This window comes from Pseudomonas sp. M5 (genome assembly GCF_016907075.1).
Lineage (GTDB): Bacteria > Pseudomonadota > Gammaproteobacteria > Pseudomonadales > Pseudomonadaceae > Aquipseudomonas > Aquipseudomonas putida_E.
On the sequence record NZ_JAFBBH010000001.1, the window covers coordinates 3,706,335 to 3,724,364 of the forward strand.

At 60.2% G+C, this 18,030-nt stretch carries 16 protein-coding genes; 14 read left to right on the forward strand and 2 right to left on the reverse strand.

All coding sequences use genetic code 11. From position 1 onward, the window contains the following. Positions 1–53 precede the first annotated feature (53 nt). The 13 genes from JOE27_RS16930 to JOE27_RS16995 all read left to right on the forward strand — a co-directional run bounded on the left by JOE27_RS16930 (position 54) and on the right by JOE27_RS16995 (position 14,667). Positions 54–680 carry a hypothetical protein gene (locus JOE27_RS16930; RefSeq protein WP_147405232.1) on the forward strand — a complete coding sequence of 209 codons (627 nt, stop codon included), beginning with the start codon at positions 54–56 and terminating at the stop codon, positions 678–680. A 67-nt stretch (positions 681–747) separates the two neighbouring features. Continuing rightward, on the forward strand, positions 748–2,442 hold the full coding sequence (locus JOE27_RS16935) for a DUF2235 domain-containing protein (RefSeq protein ID WP_204919271.1): 1,695 nt from the start codon (positions 748–750) through the stop codon (positions 2,440–2,442). 115 nt (positions 2,443–2,557) lie between these two features. After that, positions 2,558–3,016 carry a hypothetical protein gene (locus JOE27_RS16940; protein ID WP_115273245.1) on the forward strand — a complete coding sequence of 153 codons (459 nt, stop codon included), beginning with the start codon at positions 2,558–2,560 and terminating at the stop codon, positions 3,014–3,016. Between the two features lie 116 nt (positions 3,017–3,132). After that, entirely contained in the window at positions 3,133–3,759 is a 627-nt protein-coding gene (locus tag JOE27_RS16945) for a hypothetical protein (RefSeq protein WP_204919273.1), read from the forward strand. A 59-nt stretch (positions 3,760–3,818) separates the two neighbouring features. Continuing rightward, positions 3,819–5,513, forward strand: coding sequence for a DUF2235 domain-containing protein (locus tag JOE27_RS16950; RefSeq protein WP_119688030.1), 1,695 nt, complete (start codon positions 3,819–3,821; stop codon positions 5,511–5,513). Positions 5,514–5,816: 303 nt separating this feature from the next. Beyond that, positions 5,817–6,443, forward strand: coding sequence for a hypothetical protein (locus tag JOE27_RS16960; RefSeq protein ID WP_237859707.1), 627 nt, complete (start codon positions 5,817–5,819; stop codon positions 6,441–6,443). 61 nt (positions 6,444–6,504) lie between these two features. Then, positions 6,505–8,205, forward strand: coding sequence for a DUF2235 domain-containing protein (locus JOE27_RS16965; RefSeq protein WP_119688031.1), 1,701 nt, complete (start codon positions 6,505–6,507; stop codon positions 8,203–8,205). After that, on the forward strand, positions 8,202–8,972 hold the full coding sequence (locus tag JOE27_RS16970; RefSeq protein ID WP_330929200.1) for a TraX family protein: 771 nt from the start codon (positions 8,202–8,204) through the stop codon (positions 8,970–8,972). Before JOE27_RS16965 ends, JOE27_RS16970 begins: the two co-directional genes overlap by 4 nt. Before the next feature lie 11 nt (positions 8,973–8,983). Beyond that, positions 8,984–9,523, forward strand: a complete 540-nt coding sequence (locus tag JOE27_RS16975; protein WP_119688032.1) for an IncP plasmid survival protein KfrC family protein — start codon at positions 8,984–8,986, stop codon at positions 9,521–9,523. Positions 9,524–9,567: 44 nt separating this feature from the next. Beyond that, positions 9,568–11,406, forward strand: a complete 1,839-nt coding sequence (locus JOE27_RS16980) for a type IV secretory system conjugative DNA transfer family protein (protein ID WP_119688033.1) — start codon at positions 9,568–9,570, stop codon at positions 11,404–11,406. After that, positions 11,403–11,942, forward strand: coding sequence for a conjugative transfer signal peptidase TraF (traF, locus tag JOE27_RS16985; protein WP_115273252.1), 540 nt, complete (start codon positions 11,403–11,405; stop codon positions 11,940–11,942). The genes JOE27_RS16980 and traF overlap by 4 nt, the downstream gene beginning before the upstream one ends. Before the next feature lie 286 nt (positions 11,943–12,228). Next, entirely contained in the window at positions 12,229–12,948 is a 720-nt protein-coding gene (locus JOE27_RS16990; protein WP_012312070.1) for a carbonic anhydrase, read from the forward strand. 192 nt (positions 12,949–13,140) lie between these two features. After that, positions 13,141–14,667 (forward strand): SulP family inorganic anion transporter, encoded by a 1,527-nt coding sequence (locus JOE27_RS16995; protein WP_115273253.1) that lies wholly within the window; start codon positions 13,141–13,143, stop codon positions 14,665–14,667. 2 nt (positions 14,668–14,669) lie between these two features. On the opposite strand, the gene JOE27_RS17000 is transcribed toward JOE27_RS16995, so the two are convergent. Next, positions 14,670–15,758, reverse strand: coding sequence for a hypothetical protein (locus tag JOE27_RS17000; RefSeq protein ID WP_115273254.1), 1,089 nt, complete (start codon positions 15,756–15,758; stop codon positions 14,670–14,672). Between the two features lie 115 nt (positions 15,759–15,873). Further along, entirely contained in the window at positions 15,874–16,515 is a 642-nt protein-coding gene (locus tag JOE27_RS17005) for a hypothetical protein (RefSeq protein ID WP_012312073.1), read from the reverse strand. Between the two features lie 369 nt (positions 16,516–16,884). Between JOE27_RS17005 and coxB the strand changes: the two genes are divergently transcribed. Then, positions 16,885–18,012, forward strand: coding sequence for a cytochrome c oxidase subunit II (gene coxB, locus JOE27_RS17010; RefSeq protein ID WP_046786826.1), 1,128 nt, complete (start codon positions 16,885–16,887; stop codon positions 18,010–18,012). Positions 18,013–18,030 lie beyond the last annotated feature (18 nt).

The window sequence follows — 18,030 nt, forward strand, 5'->3', positions numbered from 1 at the left end:
CGCAACGACAATAAACAAGGACCCGCCGTGAGGCGTCTGCAGGGAGAATGAAATTGAACGGTACAACCATCGGTGCGAACGCATCCATCGTCGGTAACGCCTGTTGCCGCACCAAGAGCCTCTGGTCGCGGCTGCGCCTGAACTCGCTCATACCTCTCGCACTGGGCGCCTGCGTCCTTCTGCCTGCCACCTCATCGGCGCTTCAAGCCAAGGAGATTTTCATGCAAGACAATCAAGCTCAGTACCAGCCCTACACACCTGGCATGAAACTACCCGATGGTGTGTTTCCGCCGATGCAGGGATACACCCATGAAGATCTGATTGAAGCTGCGGCCAAGCGCGCGGAAGCGGTCATGAAGGCTGGCGGCGTGGATCCGACGCTGGCGCGCGAATCGCTGTTTGCACTGGCAAAGCACCTCAACCAGGCGTTGGAAGCACAGAATGTCGAGTACCAGATTTCGACTTGGTACCAGAAGCCTTATGAGAATCCGGCAGATCGCAGCAAAAGTGTCGCCGACATGGGTGAAAGCTATGGTGCTATGGCCGTGCATGCTGCGACTGAGTCCCTGAGGGGGTCGCCTTTGCTTGATCGGGACAAGGCCTTCCTGCGCAACTACATCAGCAGCGTTGGCGATGGCGTTCATGACCTGATCGTTACCTTGAACAAACCTGGCGCTTGAGAAAGGTACGAGACTTTCCAGGAAAGTTCATCCCGCCTTAGGGTGGGATGATCCATAAGGATTTGAGATGAGTGATGCTCTGCGTTTCACGGTGTACTTCGATGGCACCGGAAATAACAAGGACCTGAACACCCCCGAAGGCACCCAGACCAACGTGGCCCGCCTGTTTGACCTGGACACTGCCAAAGGGACCAATCTGGCGCGCAACTCGGGGCATGCCCCGCTACAGTACGACGATCAGGAGCGGTCTGGTCAGTCGGAAAAAATCTATTTCGATGGAGTGGGAAGCCAAGCGCAGACTTCGGGAACATCCTTGCTGGAGGGAGCCACGGGACGGGGGGCGCAGGAACGTATTGACCAGGCCTATGACGCTATCGTGTCCTTCCACAATAAATACCCGGACCATAAAGTCGATGTGAATATCGTTGGCTTCAGCCGCGGTGCATCACAGTCCCGAGCGCTGGCCAACGAATTTATCGAGCGCGGCGTGCCGAAACTCGATGGTCAGGGACAGCCTACCGGGGAATTCCTGATTCCGCCGGGCCAGGCCCATATCAACAAGCTGGGAATCTTCGATACCGTGGCCACGGATGGCCTGGCTAACACCGATACGCACCTGGGCAAGAACCTGGAAATCGGCAAGAACGTCGAGTCCACCACCCACCTGGTGGCGATGAACGAATACCGCGATACCTTCCGCCTGACCAGTGCCCTGCGCAACGACGACAACTCGCGAATCGAAGAAATCAAGTTCGCGGGTGCGCATTCGCAGGTGGGTGGTGGCTACAAGAACGACATCTTGGCGGCGGGCCCGCTGGCAGTGATGTATGAACGCTTGCAGTCCGCTGGCATCGAGATGAAGCCGATGCTGCAGGACGATGTGCGACGCGTCGAACAATACAACGAGTTGATCAAGCACCCGGACAAGATTCATGAGGCACTGATTGACTCCCGGTTGCTGAAGGGCGAGCAAGCATTTGCACAGGGCCCTGACGGTGCTTACCAGAAGGTTGACAACACGCCATTCCCGCTTGAAAGAGGCACGCTCAATGTCTTTGACCGCCAGAGCCGGCCATTTGATCATGAGACCAACGGCCGAGGTGTAATCTTTGAAAACGATGATCGTCTTAGCCATAACGGAGTCTCCAGAGCCCTGGAGAGCGTGGGCAGCAACCTTAAGTCGCTGGGGCAGAATGCCTTGTCCGCTACGGCACGTTTCGTAGGGTTGGAAACCCGTGAGCAGGCAGTAGACAAGAGTATGGACGTGCTCGAGCAGATGCAGGCCGAGCGGGCTGCTGTCGCGCAAGAGCAGGTTTCCGGTCTTTCCACAGACCTCAAGGCATCGCGTCCGAATACCACTTACATCGAGGGGCTTAAGCTTCAGCCGGTACCCGTTCCTCAAAGCGCCAAGCAAGACCAGCAGCAGGATCCCCAGGCCCGGCAACGCAGCGATTCATTCAAGGCTATGGAAGAAAAAGCCCGCGGCCTCAACCCGTCGGCCAGTATCGGCGAAGCCTCGCAAAGCGGCCGCAAGGCCACTAGCGGAATGGTCGTGGGCATGGACGAGCACCACATCCTGCAGAAGGTCGGTCAGACCGACCAGTTCGTTATCCATGACCGCCGCGACGTCGACCCCAGCCGCAACTTCCAGTTGGGCAAGAGCACGGCGATCGTTAATGAAAAGGGTATCGGCGACGTGGCTCGCAATGTCGCGCCTAAGCTGGAATTGGACATGGGTTTGTCTCAAGCGATGCGTCGGTGAGGGACTTCAGCGTATGAACATGCCTTGCCGGGCAACACTGCTCGCTCCACTGCTGTTGGGCGCCTCGTTGCTCTTGTCTGGCCTATCTTCTCCAGTCCACGCCAAGGAGATTTCCATGCAAGACCACAAGGGCCAGTACCAACCTTATACGCCTGGCATGAAGCTGCCCGAAGGCGTCTTTGCGCCGATGCAGGGTTACACCCACGAGGATCTGATCGAGGCGGCCGGCAAGCGGGTTGAAGCCGTGCTGACAGCTAATGACGTCGATTCGACGCTGGCCAAAGAAACGCTTTTCGCCTTGGCCGATCATCTGAACCGAGCCTTCCAGTCGCAAAACGTCGAATACCAGATCGCAACCTGGTTCAAAAAACCGTACGACGACCCTGCTGCACGCGCACAAAGCGTTTCTGCCATGGGTGAAAGCTTTGGTGCTCTCGCCATCCGTGCAGCGGGCGACTCGTTGAAGGGCTCCCCATTGCTGCACAAGAGCGACGCTTTCCTGAGCGCCTTCATCAGTGCTGCCGGTGACGGGGTCAGTGACCGGATCGTAACCCTCAACAAGCAGAATTCCTGACCTGGCGGCCCCTGGCCACAGGTTTCTCGGTATTCTTCGAACCACCCAAGGCGGCTCTAGCTGCGCAACGACAATAAACAAGGACCCGCCGTGAGGCGGATGCAGGGAGAATGAGATTGAACGGAACAACCGTCGGTGCGAACGCATCCATTACCGGCAACGCTTGTTGCCGCACCAAGGGGCTTTGGTCGCGAATGCGCCTGAGCTCGTTCATGCCTCTCATACTGGGAGTCTGCGTACTCCTGCCCGCCACTTCATCTGCGATTCACGCCAAGGAGATTTCCATGCAAGACAATCAAGTCCAGAATTCATCCACCACAGCCGATACCAAACTGCCCGAAGGTGTGTTCCCTCCCATGAAGGGCTACACCAACCAAGAATTGGCCACCGCCGCGTGCCAAAGTGTCGACAAGGTGTTCAAGGAAAACAACATCGATCCGACGCTTGCCCGTGAGTCTCTTTTCGACCTTTTCAATCACTTGACCGCTGCCTACCAGGCAAACGATGTGGACTACCAGATCTCGACTTGGTACCAGAAACCTTATAACGACCCTTCGGCTCGTACCGAGAGCGTCAAGGCAATGGCCAAGGAATTCAACGCACTCACCATTCGTGCCGCCGGCGATGCACTGATCAAGTCGCCGCTGGGCAACATGAGTCGGGATTTCCAACGCAGCTACCTGCAGAGCGCCGGTCTGGGTGTGCAGAACCTGATTGAAACCCTGAACAAACCCGGTACCTGAGTCGTCAAGGTTGAACGATCATTCCAGCCTGGCCGTTGGAATATTCATAAGGACATGACATGAGCGATGCATTGCGTTTTACGGTGTATTTCGATGGCACCGGCAACAACAAAGACCTGGACACCCCGAAAGGTTCTCACACCAACGTCGCGCGGCTGTTCGAGGCAGACCAGGCCAAGGGCACCAACCTGGCACGCAACTCTGGGCACGAGCCGCAGCAATACGATGCTCACGATCGCTCCGGCCAGTCCGAGAAGGTGTATTTCGATGGGGTTGGCAGCCAACCCGACGTGACCCTGCGGTCACTGGCGGAAGGTGGCACTGGGCTGGGTGGCCAGGGACGTATCGACCAGGCCTACGATGCCATCGTGGCATTTCACAACAAGTATCCGGATCAGAAGGTTGATGTGAACATCGTCGGCTTCAGCCGTGGCGCTGCGCAATCCCGCGCGCTGGCCAACGAGTTCATCGACCGGGGCGTGCCGAAACTGGACGGCCAGGGCAAGCCCACCGGCGATTACCTGATCCCGCCGGGCGAAGCGCATGTCAACAAGCTAGGCATCTTCGACACCGTCGCCTCATATGGCAATGCGATGTCCGATACCCACTTGGGCAAGAATCTGGAAGTCGGCAATAATGTTGATTCCACTACACACCTGGTGGCGATGAACGAGTACCGGGATACTTTTCGCCTGACCAGTGCCTTGCGCAACGACGACAACTCACGCATCGAAGAAGTGAAGTTCGCCGGTGCCCACTCGCAAGTAGGGGGTGGATACCGTAACGATGTGCTGGCAGCAGGGCCGCTGGCTTACATGTATGAAAGCTTGCAATCGGCCGGCGTCAAGCTGGGCCCGTTGCAGCAGGTAGACGTGCAGCGCATCGAAAATTACAACGAGCTGGTCCAGAGCCCGGAAAAAGTCCAGCAGGTGCTTATTGATTCACGTCTCAAGGCAGGGAACGAGGCTTTCACTCAAAACGCGGACGGTACTTTCCAGAAGGTCGACAACACGCCGTTTGCTATGGAACGCGGCTTCGTCAATGTGATGGATCGCCAAAACCAACCGTTTGAACATGAAACCGCTGGCCGGGGCGTTGTCTTTGAAAATGATGACAGCCTCAGTCACCTCAAGGTAGTCCGTGCCGCTGAAAACCTGGGCAACCGCCTGGCGGATCTTGGGCGACAGGCACTCTCGGGGGTTGCCCGCTTCGTAGGCAAGGATGACCCCGAGCAAGCACTTGATGAAACGCTCGACCGGGTGGAGCAAACCCGCGCTCAGGCGAGCGCGGTTGCTCGCCAGCAAGGTGACGCGTTGTCCGACGAGCTAAATGCTTCGCGCCCCAGTGTGGCCTATATCGAGAGCCTTGATTTGCAATCTGTACCGTTACCTCAAGGTGCCAGGCAAAGCCTTCAGCAAGACCCCCAGGCCCAGCAGCGCAGCGACTCCTTCAAGGCCATGGAAGAAAAAGCCCGCGGCCTCAACCCGTCGGCCAGCATCGGCGAAGCCTCGCAAACCGGGCGCAAGGCCACCAGCGGGATGGTCATTGACGTGGACGACCACCACATCCTGCAGAAGGTCGGCCAGACCGATCAGTTCGTCATCCATGACCGCCGCGACGTCGACCCCAGCCGCAACTTCCAGGTGGGCAAGAGCACCGCGATCGTCAATGAGAAAGGTATCGGTGAAGTGGCCCGCGAAGTGGCGCCGAAACTGGAGCTGGACATGGGGCTGTCTCAAGCGATGCGTCGGTGAGGGTTCATAACTGAATCAGGCGATGCGGTGGGCGATCTGATTTTTACGTTGAACAAGCACGGATCACTGCAGTTATTCGTAGGGATATGAGATGAGTGAATCCAGACAGCTCACCGTGTACTTTGACGGCACCGGAAACAACAAGGACCAGGCCACTCCAGAAGGGACGCAAACCAACGTTGCACGTTTGTATGAGCGCTGGCCACAGGTTTCTCGGTATTCTTCGATCCACCCAAGGCGGCTCTGGCTGTGCAACGACATTGAACAAGGACCCGCCTCGAGGCGCAGGCATGGAGAATGAGATTGAACGGTAATACCATCGGTGCGAACGCATCCATTAACGGCAACGCCTCTTGCCACACCCAGGGCCTTTGGTCGCGACTGCGCCTGAGCTCGCTCGCACCTGTCGTGTTGGCAGCCTGCGTGCTCCTGCCTGCCACTTCATCAGAGCTTCAAGCGAAGGATATTTCCATGCAAGACAACCAAAGCCAATACCAACCTTATACCCTTGGCATGAAGCTGCCCGATGGGGTTTTTCCCCCAATGAAGGGCTACACCCATGGCGACCTGATCGCCGCAGCCCAGGCGCGCGTGGAAGCGTTCATGAAGGCCCAGAAGGTTGACCCGACATTGATCCGTGAGTCGTTGATCGCTCTGGCTACCCATTTGAATACCAGGCTTGAGAAAGAAGGCGCCGAATATCAGATCTCCAGTTGGTATCAAAAACCCTACGACGATCTTGAGGCGCGTAATCGCAGTGTTGAGCGTTTGGGTGAGCACTTCGGCGGTGTTGCCGTGGATGGCGCTGCGGACTCCCTCGAAGGGTCGCCGCTGCTCTATAAAGGCCGCGAGTTCTGCTCGGACCTGATAGGTGCGGCAGGTGATGGTGTCCACGACCTGATCGTCACCCTGAACAAGCCAGGGGCCTGAGTCGGGTATCAATCCCACCGCAGATTTATGGCGTACTCACCCAGCAACATAGGGATATGAGATGGGCGACACAATGCGTTTTAACGTGTATTTCGACGGCACTGGAAACAACAAGGACTTAAATGCGCCTGAAGGCACGCAGACCAACGTAGCTCGGCTCTTCGAGCTGGACACGGCCAAAGGCACCAATCTGGCGCGCAACTCAGGGCATGCCCCGCAGCAGTACGATGCCCAGGACCGCTCCGGCCAATCGGAAAAAGTCTACTTCGACGGGGTTGGCAGCCAGGGCAAAACCTCTGCTCGCTCGGCGCTGGAGGGCGGTACCGGGCTAGGTGGCCAGGAACGCATCGAGCAAGCCTACGACGCCATCGTGGCCTTTCACAATAAGTACCCCGACCAGAAGGTCGACGTGAATATTGTCGGCTTCAGCCGCGGTGCGGCGCAGTCCCGCGCACTGGCCAACGAGTTTATCGAGCGTGGTGTACCCAAGCTGGATGAGCAGGGCAAGGCTACTGGCGAATTTCTGATCCCGCCGGGGCAAGCCCATGTGAACAAACTTGGCATCTTCGATACCGTGGCTTCATACGGTAACGCGATGTCGGATACCCACCTGGGCAAAAACCTGGAAATCGGCAAGAACGTCGATTCGACTACCCATCTGGTGGCGGCGAATGAATATCGTGACACTTTCCGCCTGACCAGCGCCCTGCGCAACGACGACAGTTCGCGTATTGAAGAGATCCTATTCGCAGGTGCACATTCGCAGGTGGGGGGGGGTTACAAAGACGACGTGCTGGCGGCAGGGCCGCTTGCGTTGATGTACGACCGTCTGCAGTCGGCCGGTATCGAGATGAAACCGATGCAGCAGGAGGACCTGCAGCGCATCGGTCAGTACAACGATGTCATCAAAAACCCGGAGAAGGTCCAGGAAGCGCTGATCGATTCGCGACTGATCAACGGTAAGGATGCGTTCACCCGAGGGACCGATGGCTCTTACCAGAAGCTGGACAATACGCCTTTCCCGATGGAGCGCGGAACGATCAATGTCTTCGATCGCCAGGCGCATCCTTTCGATCATGCGACCAATGGGCGGGGTGTGGTATTTGAGAACGATAACTCGCTGAGTAAGTTGGAAATCCAGCGCGGCGCTGAAACGGTGGGCGCATGGTTCAGTGAGGCCGCGGGAAAGATCAAGGACAGCACTGCCGAGTTCTTTGGCCTGAACAGCCGAGCTACGGCTAACGAGGCCTATCAGCAAAATGGCTTTGACGCTCAACTGCAGCGTATGGAGCAGGCCAAGGCGATGAGCCAAAGCACAGCGCTACAAGAGTCGATTACTAACTCTCGACCCGATAGCAACGCCATCGAAAAGCTCAACCTGCAACCTGTGCCATTTCCCAAGGACCTCAAGCAAGGCCAACAGCTAGATACCCAGGCCCAACAGCGCAGCGACTCGTTCAAGGCCATGGAAGAAAAAGCCCGCGGCCTGAACCCGTCGGGCAGCATTGGCGAAGCCTCGCAAACCGGGCGCAAGGCCACCAGCGGGATGGTCATTGACGTGGACGACCATCACATCCTGCAGAAGGTCGGCCAGACCGATCAGTTCGTCATCCATGACCGCCGCGACGTCGACCCCAGCCGCAATTTCCAGTTGGGCAAGAGCACCGCGATCGTCAATGAGAAAGGTATCGGTGAAGTGGCCCGCGAAGTGGCGCCGAAACTGGAGCTGGACATGGGGCTGTCGCAGGCGATGCGTCGGTGAGTGAGTTCCTTAAAACCGGCACGGTTGCTGCGCGGCAAGGACAGCATGCGTTCGCCCTGCCTCGCCTGCAACTGGCCGACGGTGCCCTGGAGGCATTGAAGTGGCTCGCGTTGCTGCTGATGACCGGCGACCACGTGAACAAGTACCTGTTCAACGAGACTCTGCCGTACCTGTTCGAGGCGGGGCGGCTGGCGATGCCGCTGTTCGTGGTGGTACTGGCCTGCAACCTGGCGCGCGCGGGTGCGCTGGCAAATGGCGCCTACCGTCGCACCGCGCAGCGCCTGTGCCTGTTTGGCGTGCTGGCGACACCACCTTTCATTGCCCTGGGCGGGCTGCTGTATGGCGGCTACCCGTTGAACATCCTGTTCACCCTGCTGGTGATTACCCTGGCGACTGCCGCGTGTGAGCGCGCGTCGGCGGGGCGGCCGCTGTACTGGGCTGTGGCGCTGCTGGTATTCGTGGTGGGTGGGGCGCTGGTCGAGTTCTGGTGGCCGGCCGTGCTGCTGGGGCTGTGCGTTGGGTGGTACGTGCGGCGCCCGAATGCCTTGGCGGGCGTGGGTATCCTGGTCTCGCTCGTGGCCCTGTCGCCAATCAACGGCAATGCCTGGGCGCTCTCCGCCCTGCCCTTGTTGCTGGCAGCCATGTGGGTGCAGCCGAAGTTGCCGCGCTGGCGCTGGTTGTTCTATGCCTATTACCCCTTGCACCTGCTGGCGCTATTGCTGATCCGCATCCCGATGGCCAAAGCCGGTTACCTCTTCCTGATATGAAGCACGAGCCCATGGACGAATCGAAGAAAGTGAAGCTCCCGCAAGGTGACGACGGGCTTGGCCTCGAAGCCCAGGCGCAGGCGCTGGCTGCCGAGCAAACGGCCCTGCTTGAGGGTGGCTCGGTGCAGGCGCGGTACAACCAGGCATTGGGCGAATACGTCGAGCAGAAGGCCGACCAGTGCGCTGCCCTTGAGCAGCGCCTGGAAGGCCTGGTGGATCGCCAGCAGGCGCAACTGCAACAAAACCTGGCCCAGCGCCCTGGCTGGATTGCCTTGCCATCCACTCGCGCGGCCTGGGACCAGGCCAACCAGCGCTGCCAGGCGCGCTTGCAGCAGCTGCAGTTGCGCCTGGAGCGGGTGCAGGACCTGCACAACGGCATGGGCCTGTACACTCCGCTGCTCGAAGAGCTGGCGGTGCGCAAGCTGCGCGCCGAACAGCCCGAGCTTGCCGAACAGTGGAGCCTGCAGCGTCAGGCCGAGCGCTCTCTGACCGAGGCGCAGCGGCGTACCCAGGCCCAGGAGCTTGGGCGTTCGCGTACCTCATCGCCCTGAACCGGCACTCTCTCTTTCCATTCCTTCGTTCACGGAGCGAACCCATGAAACACAACAACGCCGTCGGCCCGCAGATACGCGGTGGCCAGCGCAGCAGCGGCAGCACCTGGCAGGCTTTGCTGGCGATCTTCTTCCTGCTGGCCGGCCTTGCCACCGCCACCCAGTACTTCGCCTACCTGTTCCAGTACCACGTAGCGCTGGGGGCCAACCTGAATGGCGTCTACGCGCCCTGGATGATCCTGGTGTGGGCGGCCAACTGGTCGGGCCAGTATCAGGACTCGCTGATGCGCGCCGGTTCGCTTGGCATGCTGGTCAGTGGCGTGGGCATGATGGCGCTGATGGTCATCCGCCTGATCAACAGCAACAGCGCCAAAGGCAATGCGTTTCTGCACGGCTCGGCGCGCTGGGGCGAGCGCAAGGACATCGAAAGCGCCGGCTTGCTGGCCGACGAAGGCGTGTACGTCGGTGCCTGGCTGGACAAGCGCAACAAGCTGCATTACCTGCGCCACAACGGCCCCGAGCACATCCTCACCTTCGCCCCGACCCGCAGCGGCAAGGGGGTCGGCCTGGTGATCCCGACCTTGCTGTCGTGGAAGCACAGCGCGGTGATCACCGACCTCAAGGGCGAGCTGTGGGCGTTGACCGCCGGCTGGCGGCAGCAGCATGCCGGCAACCGGGTGCTGCGCTTCGAGCCGGCCACGGCCAATGGCTGCGTGGGCTGGAACCCGCTGGAAGAAATCCGCCTGGGCACCGAGTTCGAAGTGGGCGACGTGCAGAACCTCGCCACGCTGATCGTCGACCCGGACGGCAAGGGCCTCAACGACCACTGGCAGAAGACTTCGCAGGCCATGCTGGTCGGCTGCATCCTGCACCTGTGCTACCGCTCGCTGGACGAAGGTGGCGTGGCCAGCCTGCCGGCGCTGGACGCCCTGCTCGCCGACCCGTCGCGGCCAATCAGCGAGCTGTGGGAGGAGATGACCCACTACGGCCACCTGGACGGCGAAAACCACCCGCTGGTGGGTTCTGCCGCACGCGACATGCTCGACCGGCCAGCGGAAGAGGCCGGTTCGGTGCTCTCCACGGCCAAGTCCTACCTGTCGCTGTTCCGCGACCCGATCGTGGCGCGCAACGTCGCTCGCTCGGAGTTCAAGATCCGCGACCTGATGAATCACGACGACCCGGTCAGCCTGTTCATCATCACCCAGCCCAACGACAAGGCGCGCCTGCGCCCGCTGGTGCGGATCCTGGTGAACATGATCGTGCGCCTGCTAGCGGACAAGATGGACTTCGAGGACGGCCGGCCCAAGGCGCACTACAAGCACCGGCTGCTGATGATGCTTGACGAGTTCCCGAGCCTGGGCAAGCTCGACATCATGCAGGAGTCGCTGGCCTTTGTTGCCGGTTACGGCATCAAGTGCTACCTGATCATCCAGGACCTGTCGCAGTTGCAGGAATTCTACGGGCAGAACGAGAGCATCACCTCCAACTGCCACATCCAGAACGCCTACCCGCCTAACCGCGTGGAAACGGCCGAACACCTGTCCAAGCTCACCGGGCAGACCACTATCGTCAAGGAGCAGATCACTACCAGCGGGCGCCGCTCCAGCGCGCTGCTGGGCCAGGTGTCGCGGACCATCCAGGAAGTGCAGCGGCCGCTGCTGACCACTGACGAGGCCCTACGCATGCCCGGGCCACGCAAGGATAGCCAGGGCAATATCGAGGAACCCGGCGACATGGTGGTGTATTGCGCCGGTTACCCGGCGTTCTATGGCAAGCAGCCGCTGTACTTCCAGGACCCGATTTTCCTGGCCCGCGCCAAAGTGCCTGCACCGCGTGAAAGCGACCGCACCATCGACATACGTGGCACGGCGACACCGGCATGAGGCGACCGCTGAGCGTGGCAGCAGTGCTGGCCATCCTGGCGTTGCTGGTATTGCCGCTTGTGTTGCGCAGCGGCGCGAGGATTAACATCACCAGCAGCTTCCCGCCGGGCATCTACTGGGTTGTAGACAAGGCACCGGTAAAAGGCGACCTGGTGATGTTCTGCCCGCCCCAGCAGCCGGTTTTCGACCTGGCCCATACGCGCGGTTACCTGAGCAGCGGGCCCTGCCCGGGGGGTTACATGCGCATGATCAAGCGCCTGGTCGCGGTGCCAGGCGACGAAGTGCTGATCGCCGCCGAGGGGGTCAGTGTCAACGGCCAGCTGCAGGCTCGCAGCCAGCCGTTACCGCAGGACCCCAGCGGGCGCAGCATGCCGCACCCTTCATCGGCAAATTTTCGACTGGGCAATGGCCAGGTGCTGATGCTCTCCGATTACAGCCGGTTGTCGTTCGATGGCCGCTATTTCGGTGCAGTGCCGCAGGCACAGCTGGACGAAGTCGTCCAACCTTGGCTGGTGTGGAACAGCACGCCCCGGTAAACCCGGGGCAGGTCAGCCTCAGTAATACTCATCCCAGTAAATAATTACAGTAATGGTACTTGGCAGTTGATGGTTTTTTGCTATTATCCAATTCCCGCCTTTCATATCTGGAACACCCGTTCTAGAGCCTCCGAATTAAGTTTCAGTTAAGTTTTCCCCGCTAGCGTAGGAAACCAGTCCACGAAGACTGTGATCTATGGCCTGTGCGTGTCATCTAATTCCTCGCATAGCCAGAATCTTTCACCGGTAAAATGGATTTACCAACTCACCGTCAAGAGGATGAATCATGCCCGTCAAGGACCCATCCAAGGTCGTTCCGCAGGCCCCCGCGGAGAGCGCCGATGCCGCCCTCAAGCACATCGTCGACGGCTTCCTGCGTTTCCACCATGACGTCTTCCCCGAGCAGCAAGAGCTGTTCAAGAAGCTCGCCACCGCGCAAACGCCGCGCGCCATGTTCATCACCTGTGCCGACTCGCGCATCGTCCCCGAGCTGATCACCCAGAGCTCGCCAGGCGACCTGTTCGTGACCCGTAACGTTGGCAACGTGGTACCGCCGTATGGCCAGATGAACGGCGGCGTTTCCAGCGCCATCGAGTACGCCGTGTCGGCGCTGGGCGTGCACCACATCATCATCTGTGGCCACTCCGACTGCGGCGCGATGCGTGCGGTACTCAACCCGCAATCGCTGGCCAAGATGCCGACCGTTTCCGCCTGGCTGCGTCATGCCGAAGTGGCACGCACCGTGGTCGAGAACAACTGCTCCTGCGGCAGCGAGCATGAAACCATGCAGGTGCTGACCCGCGAAAACGTCATTGCCCAGTTGCACCACCTGCGCACCCACCCGTCGGTGGCGTCGCGCCTTGCGGCTGGCGAGCTGTACATCCATGGTTGGGTCTATGACATCGAGACCAGCCGGATCGAAGCCTACGATGCCGCCAGCGACAGCTTCATGCCCCTGGCCGCCGGTGAGCCGGTGCCCTGCGCGACTCCGAGAGGCCGCTACTAAGCGACCCATCCACCGCTAGAACCTTGATAGCCGGCTGCACCCCGCAGGGGTGTGGCGCGGCCTTCGGCTGCCTTGAATTCCCTGACTGCCCTGCCGGCATGCTCGCTGGCGGCCCGCGCCTGCGCGTTTGTCAGGGGCCAAACGTGCCCATGGCCAGAGGAAAGGCCATGTGACAGAGAAAGGAGAAACACGGTGAACATTACACAGTTGAAAGCGGCCTTGCCGCGAGAGTTGCTGGCGTCGGTTGTGGTCTTCCTGGTGGCCCTGCCCTTGTGCATGGGCATTGCGATCGCTTCGGGCATGCCTCCTGCCAAAGGCCTGATAACCGGCATCATCGGCGGTATCGTGGTGGGCTTTCTGGCCGGTTCGCCACTGCAGGTCAGTGGCCCTGCCGCGGGCTTGGCCGTGCTGGTGTTCGAACTGGTGCGCCAACACGGCGTTGCCATGCTCGGGCCGATCCTGCTGCTGGCGGGGGTGTTGCAATTGCTGGCCGGGCGTTTGCGCCTGGGCTGCTGGTTCCGCGTCACCGCCCCGGCGGTGGTGTACGGCATGCTGGCAGGTATCGGTGTGCTGATCGTGCTGTCACAGGTGCATGTGATGTTCGACACCGCGCCGCAACCTTCGGGCTTGCAGAACCTGATCGGGTTCCCCGCTACAGTGGCTAGCGCCCTGCCCTTTGAAAGTGCCGGCAGTGGCTGGCAGGCCGGCCTGCTCGGTGTGGGGACCATCGCCGTGATGTGGGGTTGGGAACGCTTGCGGCCACAGCGGCTGCGGTTCGTACCTGGGGCCTTGCTCGGTGTGGCGGGCATGACGTTGGTCAGCATGTGGCTGGCACTGCCCGTCAATCGCGTGCAAGTGCCGGCAGACTTGACCGAGGCCATCGACTGGCTGCGCCCCGAAGATTTGCTGCAACTGGCTGATCCGACCTTGCTGGTGGCCGCCTTCGCCCTGGCTTTCATCGCCAGTGCCGAAACGCTGTTGTCTGCCGCGGCGGTGGACCGCATGCACAGCGGCCAGCGCTCGGACTTCGACCGTGAACTCTCCGCGCAGGGTATCGGCAACATGCTATGCGGTGTATTGGGCGCGCTGCCGATGACCGGAGTGATCGTCCGCAGTTCGGCCAATGTGCAGGCAGGCGCGCAAACCCGTGCATCGGCGATCCTCCACGGCTTGTGGCTGTTGGCTTTCGTGGTGGTATTGAGCAGTGTGCTGCAGCAGATCCCGGTGGCAAGCCTGGCGGGCGTGCTGGTTTACACCGGTATCAAGTTGGTCGACTTCAAGGCCTTTCGTGGGCTTGGCCGCTACGGTCGCATGCCCATGTTCACCTATGCAGCTACCGCGCTGGCGATCATCTTCACGGACCTGCTGACCGGTGTACTGCTGGGCTTTGCCCTGACGCTGCTGAAGCTGGCACTCAAAGCGGCCCGCCTGAAGATCAACCTGCTCAGCCTGGACCGGCCGGGGCACATGGAGCTGCGGCTCACCGGCGCCGCCACCTTTCTCAAGGTGCCGGCACTGACCCAGGTGCTGGAAACGGTGCCCCCTGGCACTCAGCTGCACGTACCTCTGGCCAACCTCAGTTACATCGACCACTCGGTACTGGAGTTACTGGAAGATTGGGGGCGTACACAGCGCAGCGCCGGATCACGCCTGCTCATAGAGCCGCGTGGGCTCAAGCGGCGTATCGAAGGGGGCTTGCGCACTGCGGCAGAGTGTTGAGGTCAGTCTTCCTCGACGACACGCATGGAGGGCGAGCCGGGCCAGGTACCGTACAGGTTGATGGTCCGGCTGCCGCCAACCCACTGGCTGAGGGGCGTCGCCCAGTGCCGCTTCAACGTTTGATTGGCGCCCAGGTTGACGAATTCGGCGCTGAAGTCGAGATTCCTGGCGCCGAGCGGAATGGTGAAGTTATGCGACAGGCCGCCGGAAATGGTCATCGGGCCAACCGTGGTGCGGCGTTCACCTGGCAGATCATAGGCAATCGATACCTTGGTGATGTAGGTGGTGGCGGAAGTGGCCTTGCTGTCGACATGCAGTTGCAAGCTGCCAACTTTGCGCACCCAGATCGGAATGATCATTCTGTCGGGGCCAAAAGAGGCAAAGCTGTAGGCCACAGGCAGCGGGATGGTCGCAACCTGGCCATCTTGAGCAGGCAGCGTGTGCGATTCCACCGAAGCGGTATCGCGGATGGAAATGAACGTTGCCCCACCTTTGCCTGAAATACCGTCTTCGCCCAGCAAGGTGTTCAGGCCGCTGGCTGAACCCGAAAGGGCGAATTTGGCATTCTTGCTCTTGGCCCCGGCATTCACGCCGCTACTGGCCAGAATGACGCTCGTTACCACGCCAAAACCTTCTGCAATCCTGCCATTGCTGGCCATGCCGACTTTCTCGGCCTGTGCATATAGCCAATCGTACTGGTCGTGGATCAAGGCCAGGTCACTCAGACGTTGCTCACCATGAAGGGCAAACTCCGAAGCGATCGACTCCTCTTTACCGAAGTTCCACTCTAGCGTCAGGTCTGGCTTGACCTGAGCGCCGGTGGCAGGGTCGATCACCGTCCCTGAAACATTGGCCTTGGTCTCCCTGCGTGATACGTCCTTGGAGCTGATGGCCCAGCGGCGCCCTTGCTGAACATTGGAAATCTGCACGGTGGGCAACGCTTCGTTGACCAGGGTGAAATCGCCGGAAGCCGGGTCGATGATGCCTACTGCACCGGGTTTGATGACCGGGTTGAGGGCCCAGTTGCCCCAAAGGGTGGAGCGGCTGCCGCGTAACAGGTCCGTGTAAAGCCTGTTCCATTTGATGCTCATGGTTCTTCCTCGCCTTGTTAGGTCAATGCCTACCCGATAGGGGGCGGGAAGAATCTATCCGTGCGCGGTACAGCCGATCAGTTGGAGCCTGTTCCCATGGGGCTGCTGGCAGCGCTCAGGCCGGCTGGCCCAGTTCGACACCCAGCTGGCGCGACAGGCATGGCCAGCGTTTCCAGGCCTCGCCAGTCTTCGGGCTGCTCAAGGTTTCCCGGTAGGCTTCTACGGATTCGGTAGCAAAGCTTTCCTCGTTGAGCATTTCATCCACCGAATGGTGCACCACCTCATCGAGCTGGTTGGCGAAGGTCTCTCCGATCAGTTGATGGGCAATCAAGTTGGCCATGGTGGTATCGAATGGGATCAGTGGTTGCTGGAAGTGGCGGATATAAAGGTCGTTCACCTCCTCCACCAGACGGTGCGCCAGGTAGGCTTCATCCAGCAGGCAGTCCAGGCCCACGTGCCCTTGCATCACGCTCGGCGGCTGCAGGAAATAGGCTTCGGCGATCTTCAGTACAGGTTTGATCTGCGACTCGATACCGGCCTCGAGCGCCACCGCGTGGGCAGCCTCCAGCAACTCCGGCACCTGGTCGATATAGGCGCTGACGAAGCGCGCCAAAGTACCCTGGGCGTCCTGCTCAGGCAGTTGGATCGAGGGGTGCAGATGGGGCAGTTGCAGCTCGAGACGCTCTTTCAGTTGGCCGGTATGGCGTTCGTGATCGTGGGCTTGGCTTATTTGCTCGCGTACAGCAGCGATGTTCATGACAACTCCAGGGACAATACGTTTCAAACGGAAGACACTAAATTAGCTCGGTATACAGAATACCTAAGACGCATTTGTTATAAATCGCGCAAACGTGTGCGCTGTTGGGTATATGCAGATGCCACCATTATGCCACTTAGCGTCTAGAGCAGGCCTTGCAGGCGATTTCGCGATTTCATGAAGATCATTTCACCTGCGTCGTTGCGTGCCATTGGTCGCTGTCTATACTCGGGTTGAACGTGATTCGCTGATGAGGCCCGACTGCTTTTCGCAGGGGCTCGGTCGTCGAAGCCAGGCAGTCTTGACCGCCGTTCCCTCTTGCCGCAGGCCACGCCTCCGGGACAACAAGAATTAGAAGGGGAACCCGCAATGATGCGACATCCACCAGTCTGGATGGGCCTCCTGTTGTGGTTGGTTTTAGGTCAGGCCAACGCCGCCTGGACCGTGAACATGGCGCCGGGGGCGACGGAAGTCTCCAACGCCGTGTTCGACCTGCACATGACCATCTTCTGGATCTGCGTGATCATCGGCGTCGTGGTGTTCGGCGCGATGTTCTGGTCCATGGTCATCCACCGCCGTTCCACCGGCCAGCAAGCTGCGCATTTTCACGAGCACACCTGGGTGGAAATCCTGTGGACCGTGGTCCCCTTGCTCATCCTGGTGGCCATGGCCATCCCCGCCACCAAGACCCTGATCGATATCTACGACGCCAGCGAATCGGACATTGATATCCAGGTTACGGGCTACCAGTGGAAATGGCACTACAAATACCTGGGCCAGGACGTGGAGTTTTTCAGCAACCTGGCCACCCCTGCCGACCAGATCCAGAACAAGGCGCCCAAGGATGAGCACTACCTGCTTGAGGTCGACCAGCCGCTGGTGCTGCCGGTAGGGGCGAAAGTGCGCTTTCTGGTGACGGCCGCCGACGTGATCCATTCCTGGTGGGTACCGGCTTTCGCGGTCAAGCGTGACGCCATCCCAGGCTTTGTCAATGAAGCCTGGACGCGCGTCGAGAAGCCCGGCATCTATCGCGGCCAATGCACCGAACTGTGTGGCAAGGACCACGGTTTCATGCCGGTGGTGGTGGAGGTCAAGTCCAAGGCCGACTACGACACCTGGCTCGGCGAGCGCAAGGCCGAGGCGGCCAAACTCAAGGAGCTGACCAGCAAGGAATGGACCCTTGAAGAGTTGGTCGCGCGCGGCGACAAGGTTTACCACACCACCTGCGTGGCCTGTCACCAGGCCGAAGGCCAGGGCTTGCCGCCGATGTTCCCGGCTCTCAAGGGCTCGAAGATCGCCACCGGCCCCATAGAGGCCCACCTGAACATCGTCTTCCATGGCAAGCCCGGCACCTCCATGGCGGCCTTCGGCAAGCAGCTGTCTGAGGTCGATATCGCCGCCGTGGTCACCTACGAGCGCAACGCCTGGGGCAATGACAAAGGCGACATGGTCACACCGAAGGACGTGCTGGCGCTCAAGCAGGCACAAGCGCAATGAACCGGGTTACTCGCGGCA

Excerpts from the sequence above, each read along its gene's own strand:
- JOE27_RS16980 (WP_119688033.1), top strand. The coding sequence starts at position 9,568 with ATGAAACACAACAACGCCGTCGGCCCGCAGATACGCGGTGGCCAGCGC.
- JOE27_RS16965 (WP_119688031.1), top strand. The coding sequence starts at position 6,505 with ATGGGCGACACAATGCGTTTTAACGTGTATTTCGACGGCACTGGAAAC.
- JOE27_RS16950 (WP_119688030.1), top strand. The coding sequence starts at position 3,819 with ATGAGCGATGCATTGCGTTTTACGGTGTATTTCGATGGCACCGGCAAC.
- traF (WP_115273252.1), top strand. The coding sequence starts at position 11,403 with ATGAGGCGACCGCTGAGCGTGGCAGCAGTGCTGGCCATCCTGGCGTTG.
- JOE27_RS16990 (WP_012312070.1), top strand. The coding sequence starts at position 12,229 with ATGCCCGTCAAGGACCCATCCAAGGTCGTTCCGCAGGCCCCCGCGGAG.
- JOE27_RS16975 (WP_119688032.1), top strand. The coding sequence starts at position 8,984 with ATGGACGAATCGAAGAAAGTGAAGCTCCCGCAAGGTGACGACGGGCTT.
- JOE27_RS17005 (WP_012312073.1), bottom strand. The coding sequence starts at position 16,515 with ATGAACATCGCTGCTGTACGCGAGCAAATAAGCCAAGCCCACGATCAC.
- JOE27_RS17000 (WP_115273254.1), bottom strand. The coding sequence starts at position 15,758 with ATGAGCATCAAATGGAACAGGCTTTACACGGACCTGTTACGCGGCAGC.
- JOE27_RS16935 (WP_204919271.1), top strand. The coding sequence starts at position 748 with ATGAGTGATGCTCTGCGTTTCACGGTGTACTTCGATGGCACCGGAAAT.
- JOE27_RS16940 (WP_115273245.1), top strand. The coding sequence starts at position 2,558 with ATGCAAGACCACAAGGGCCAGTACCAACCTTATACGCCTGGCATGAAG.
- coxB (WP_046786826.1), top strand. The coding sequence starts at position 16,885 with ATGATGCGACATCCACCAGTCTGGATGGGCCTCCTGTTGTGGTTGGTT.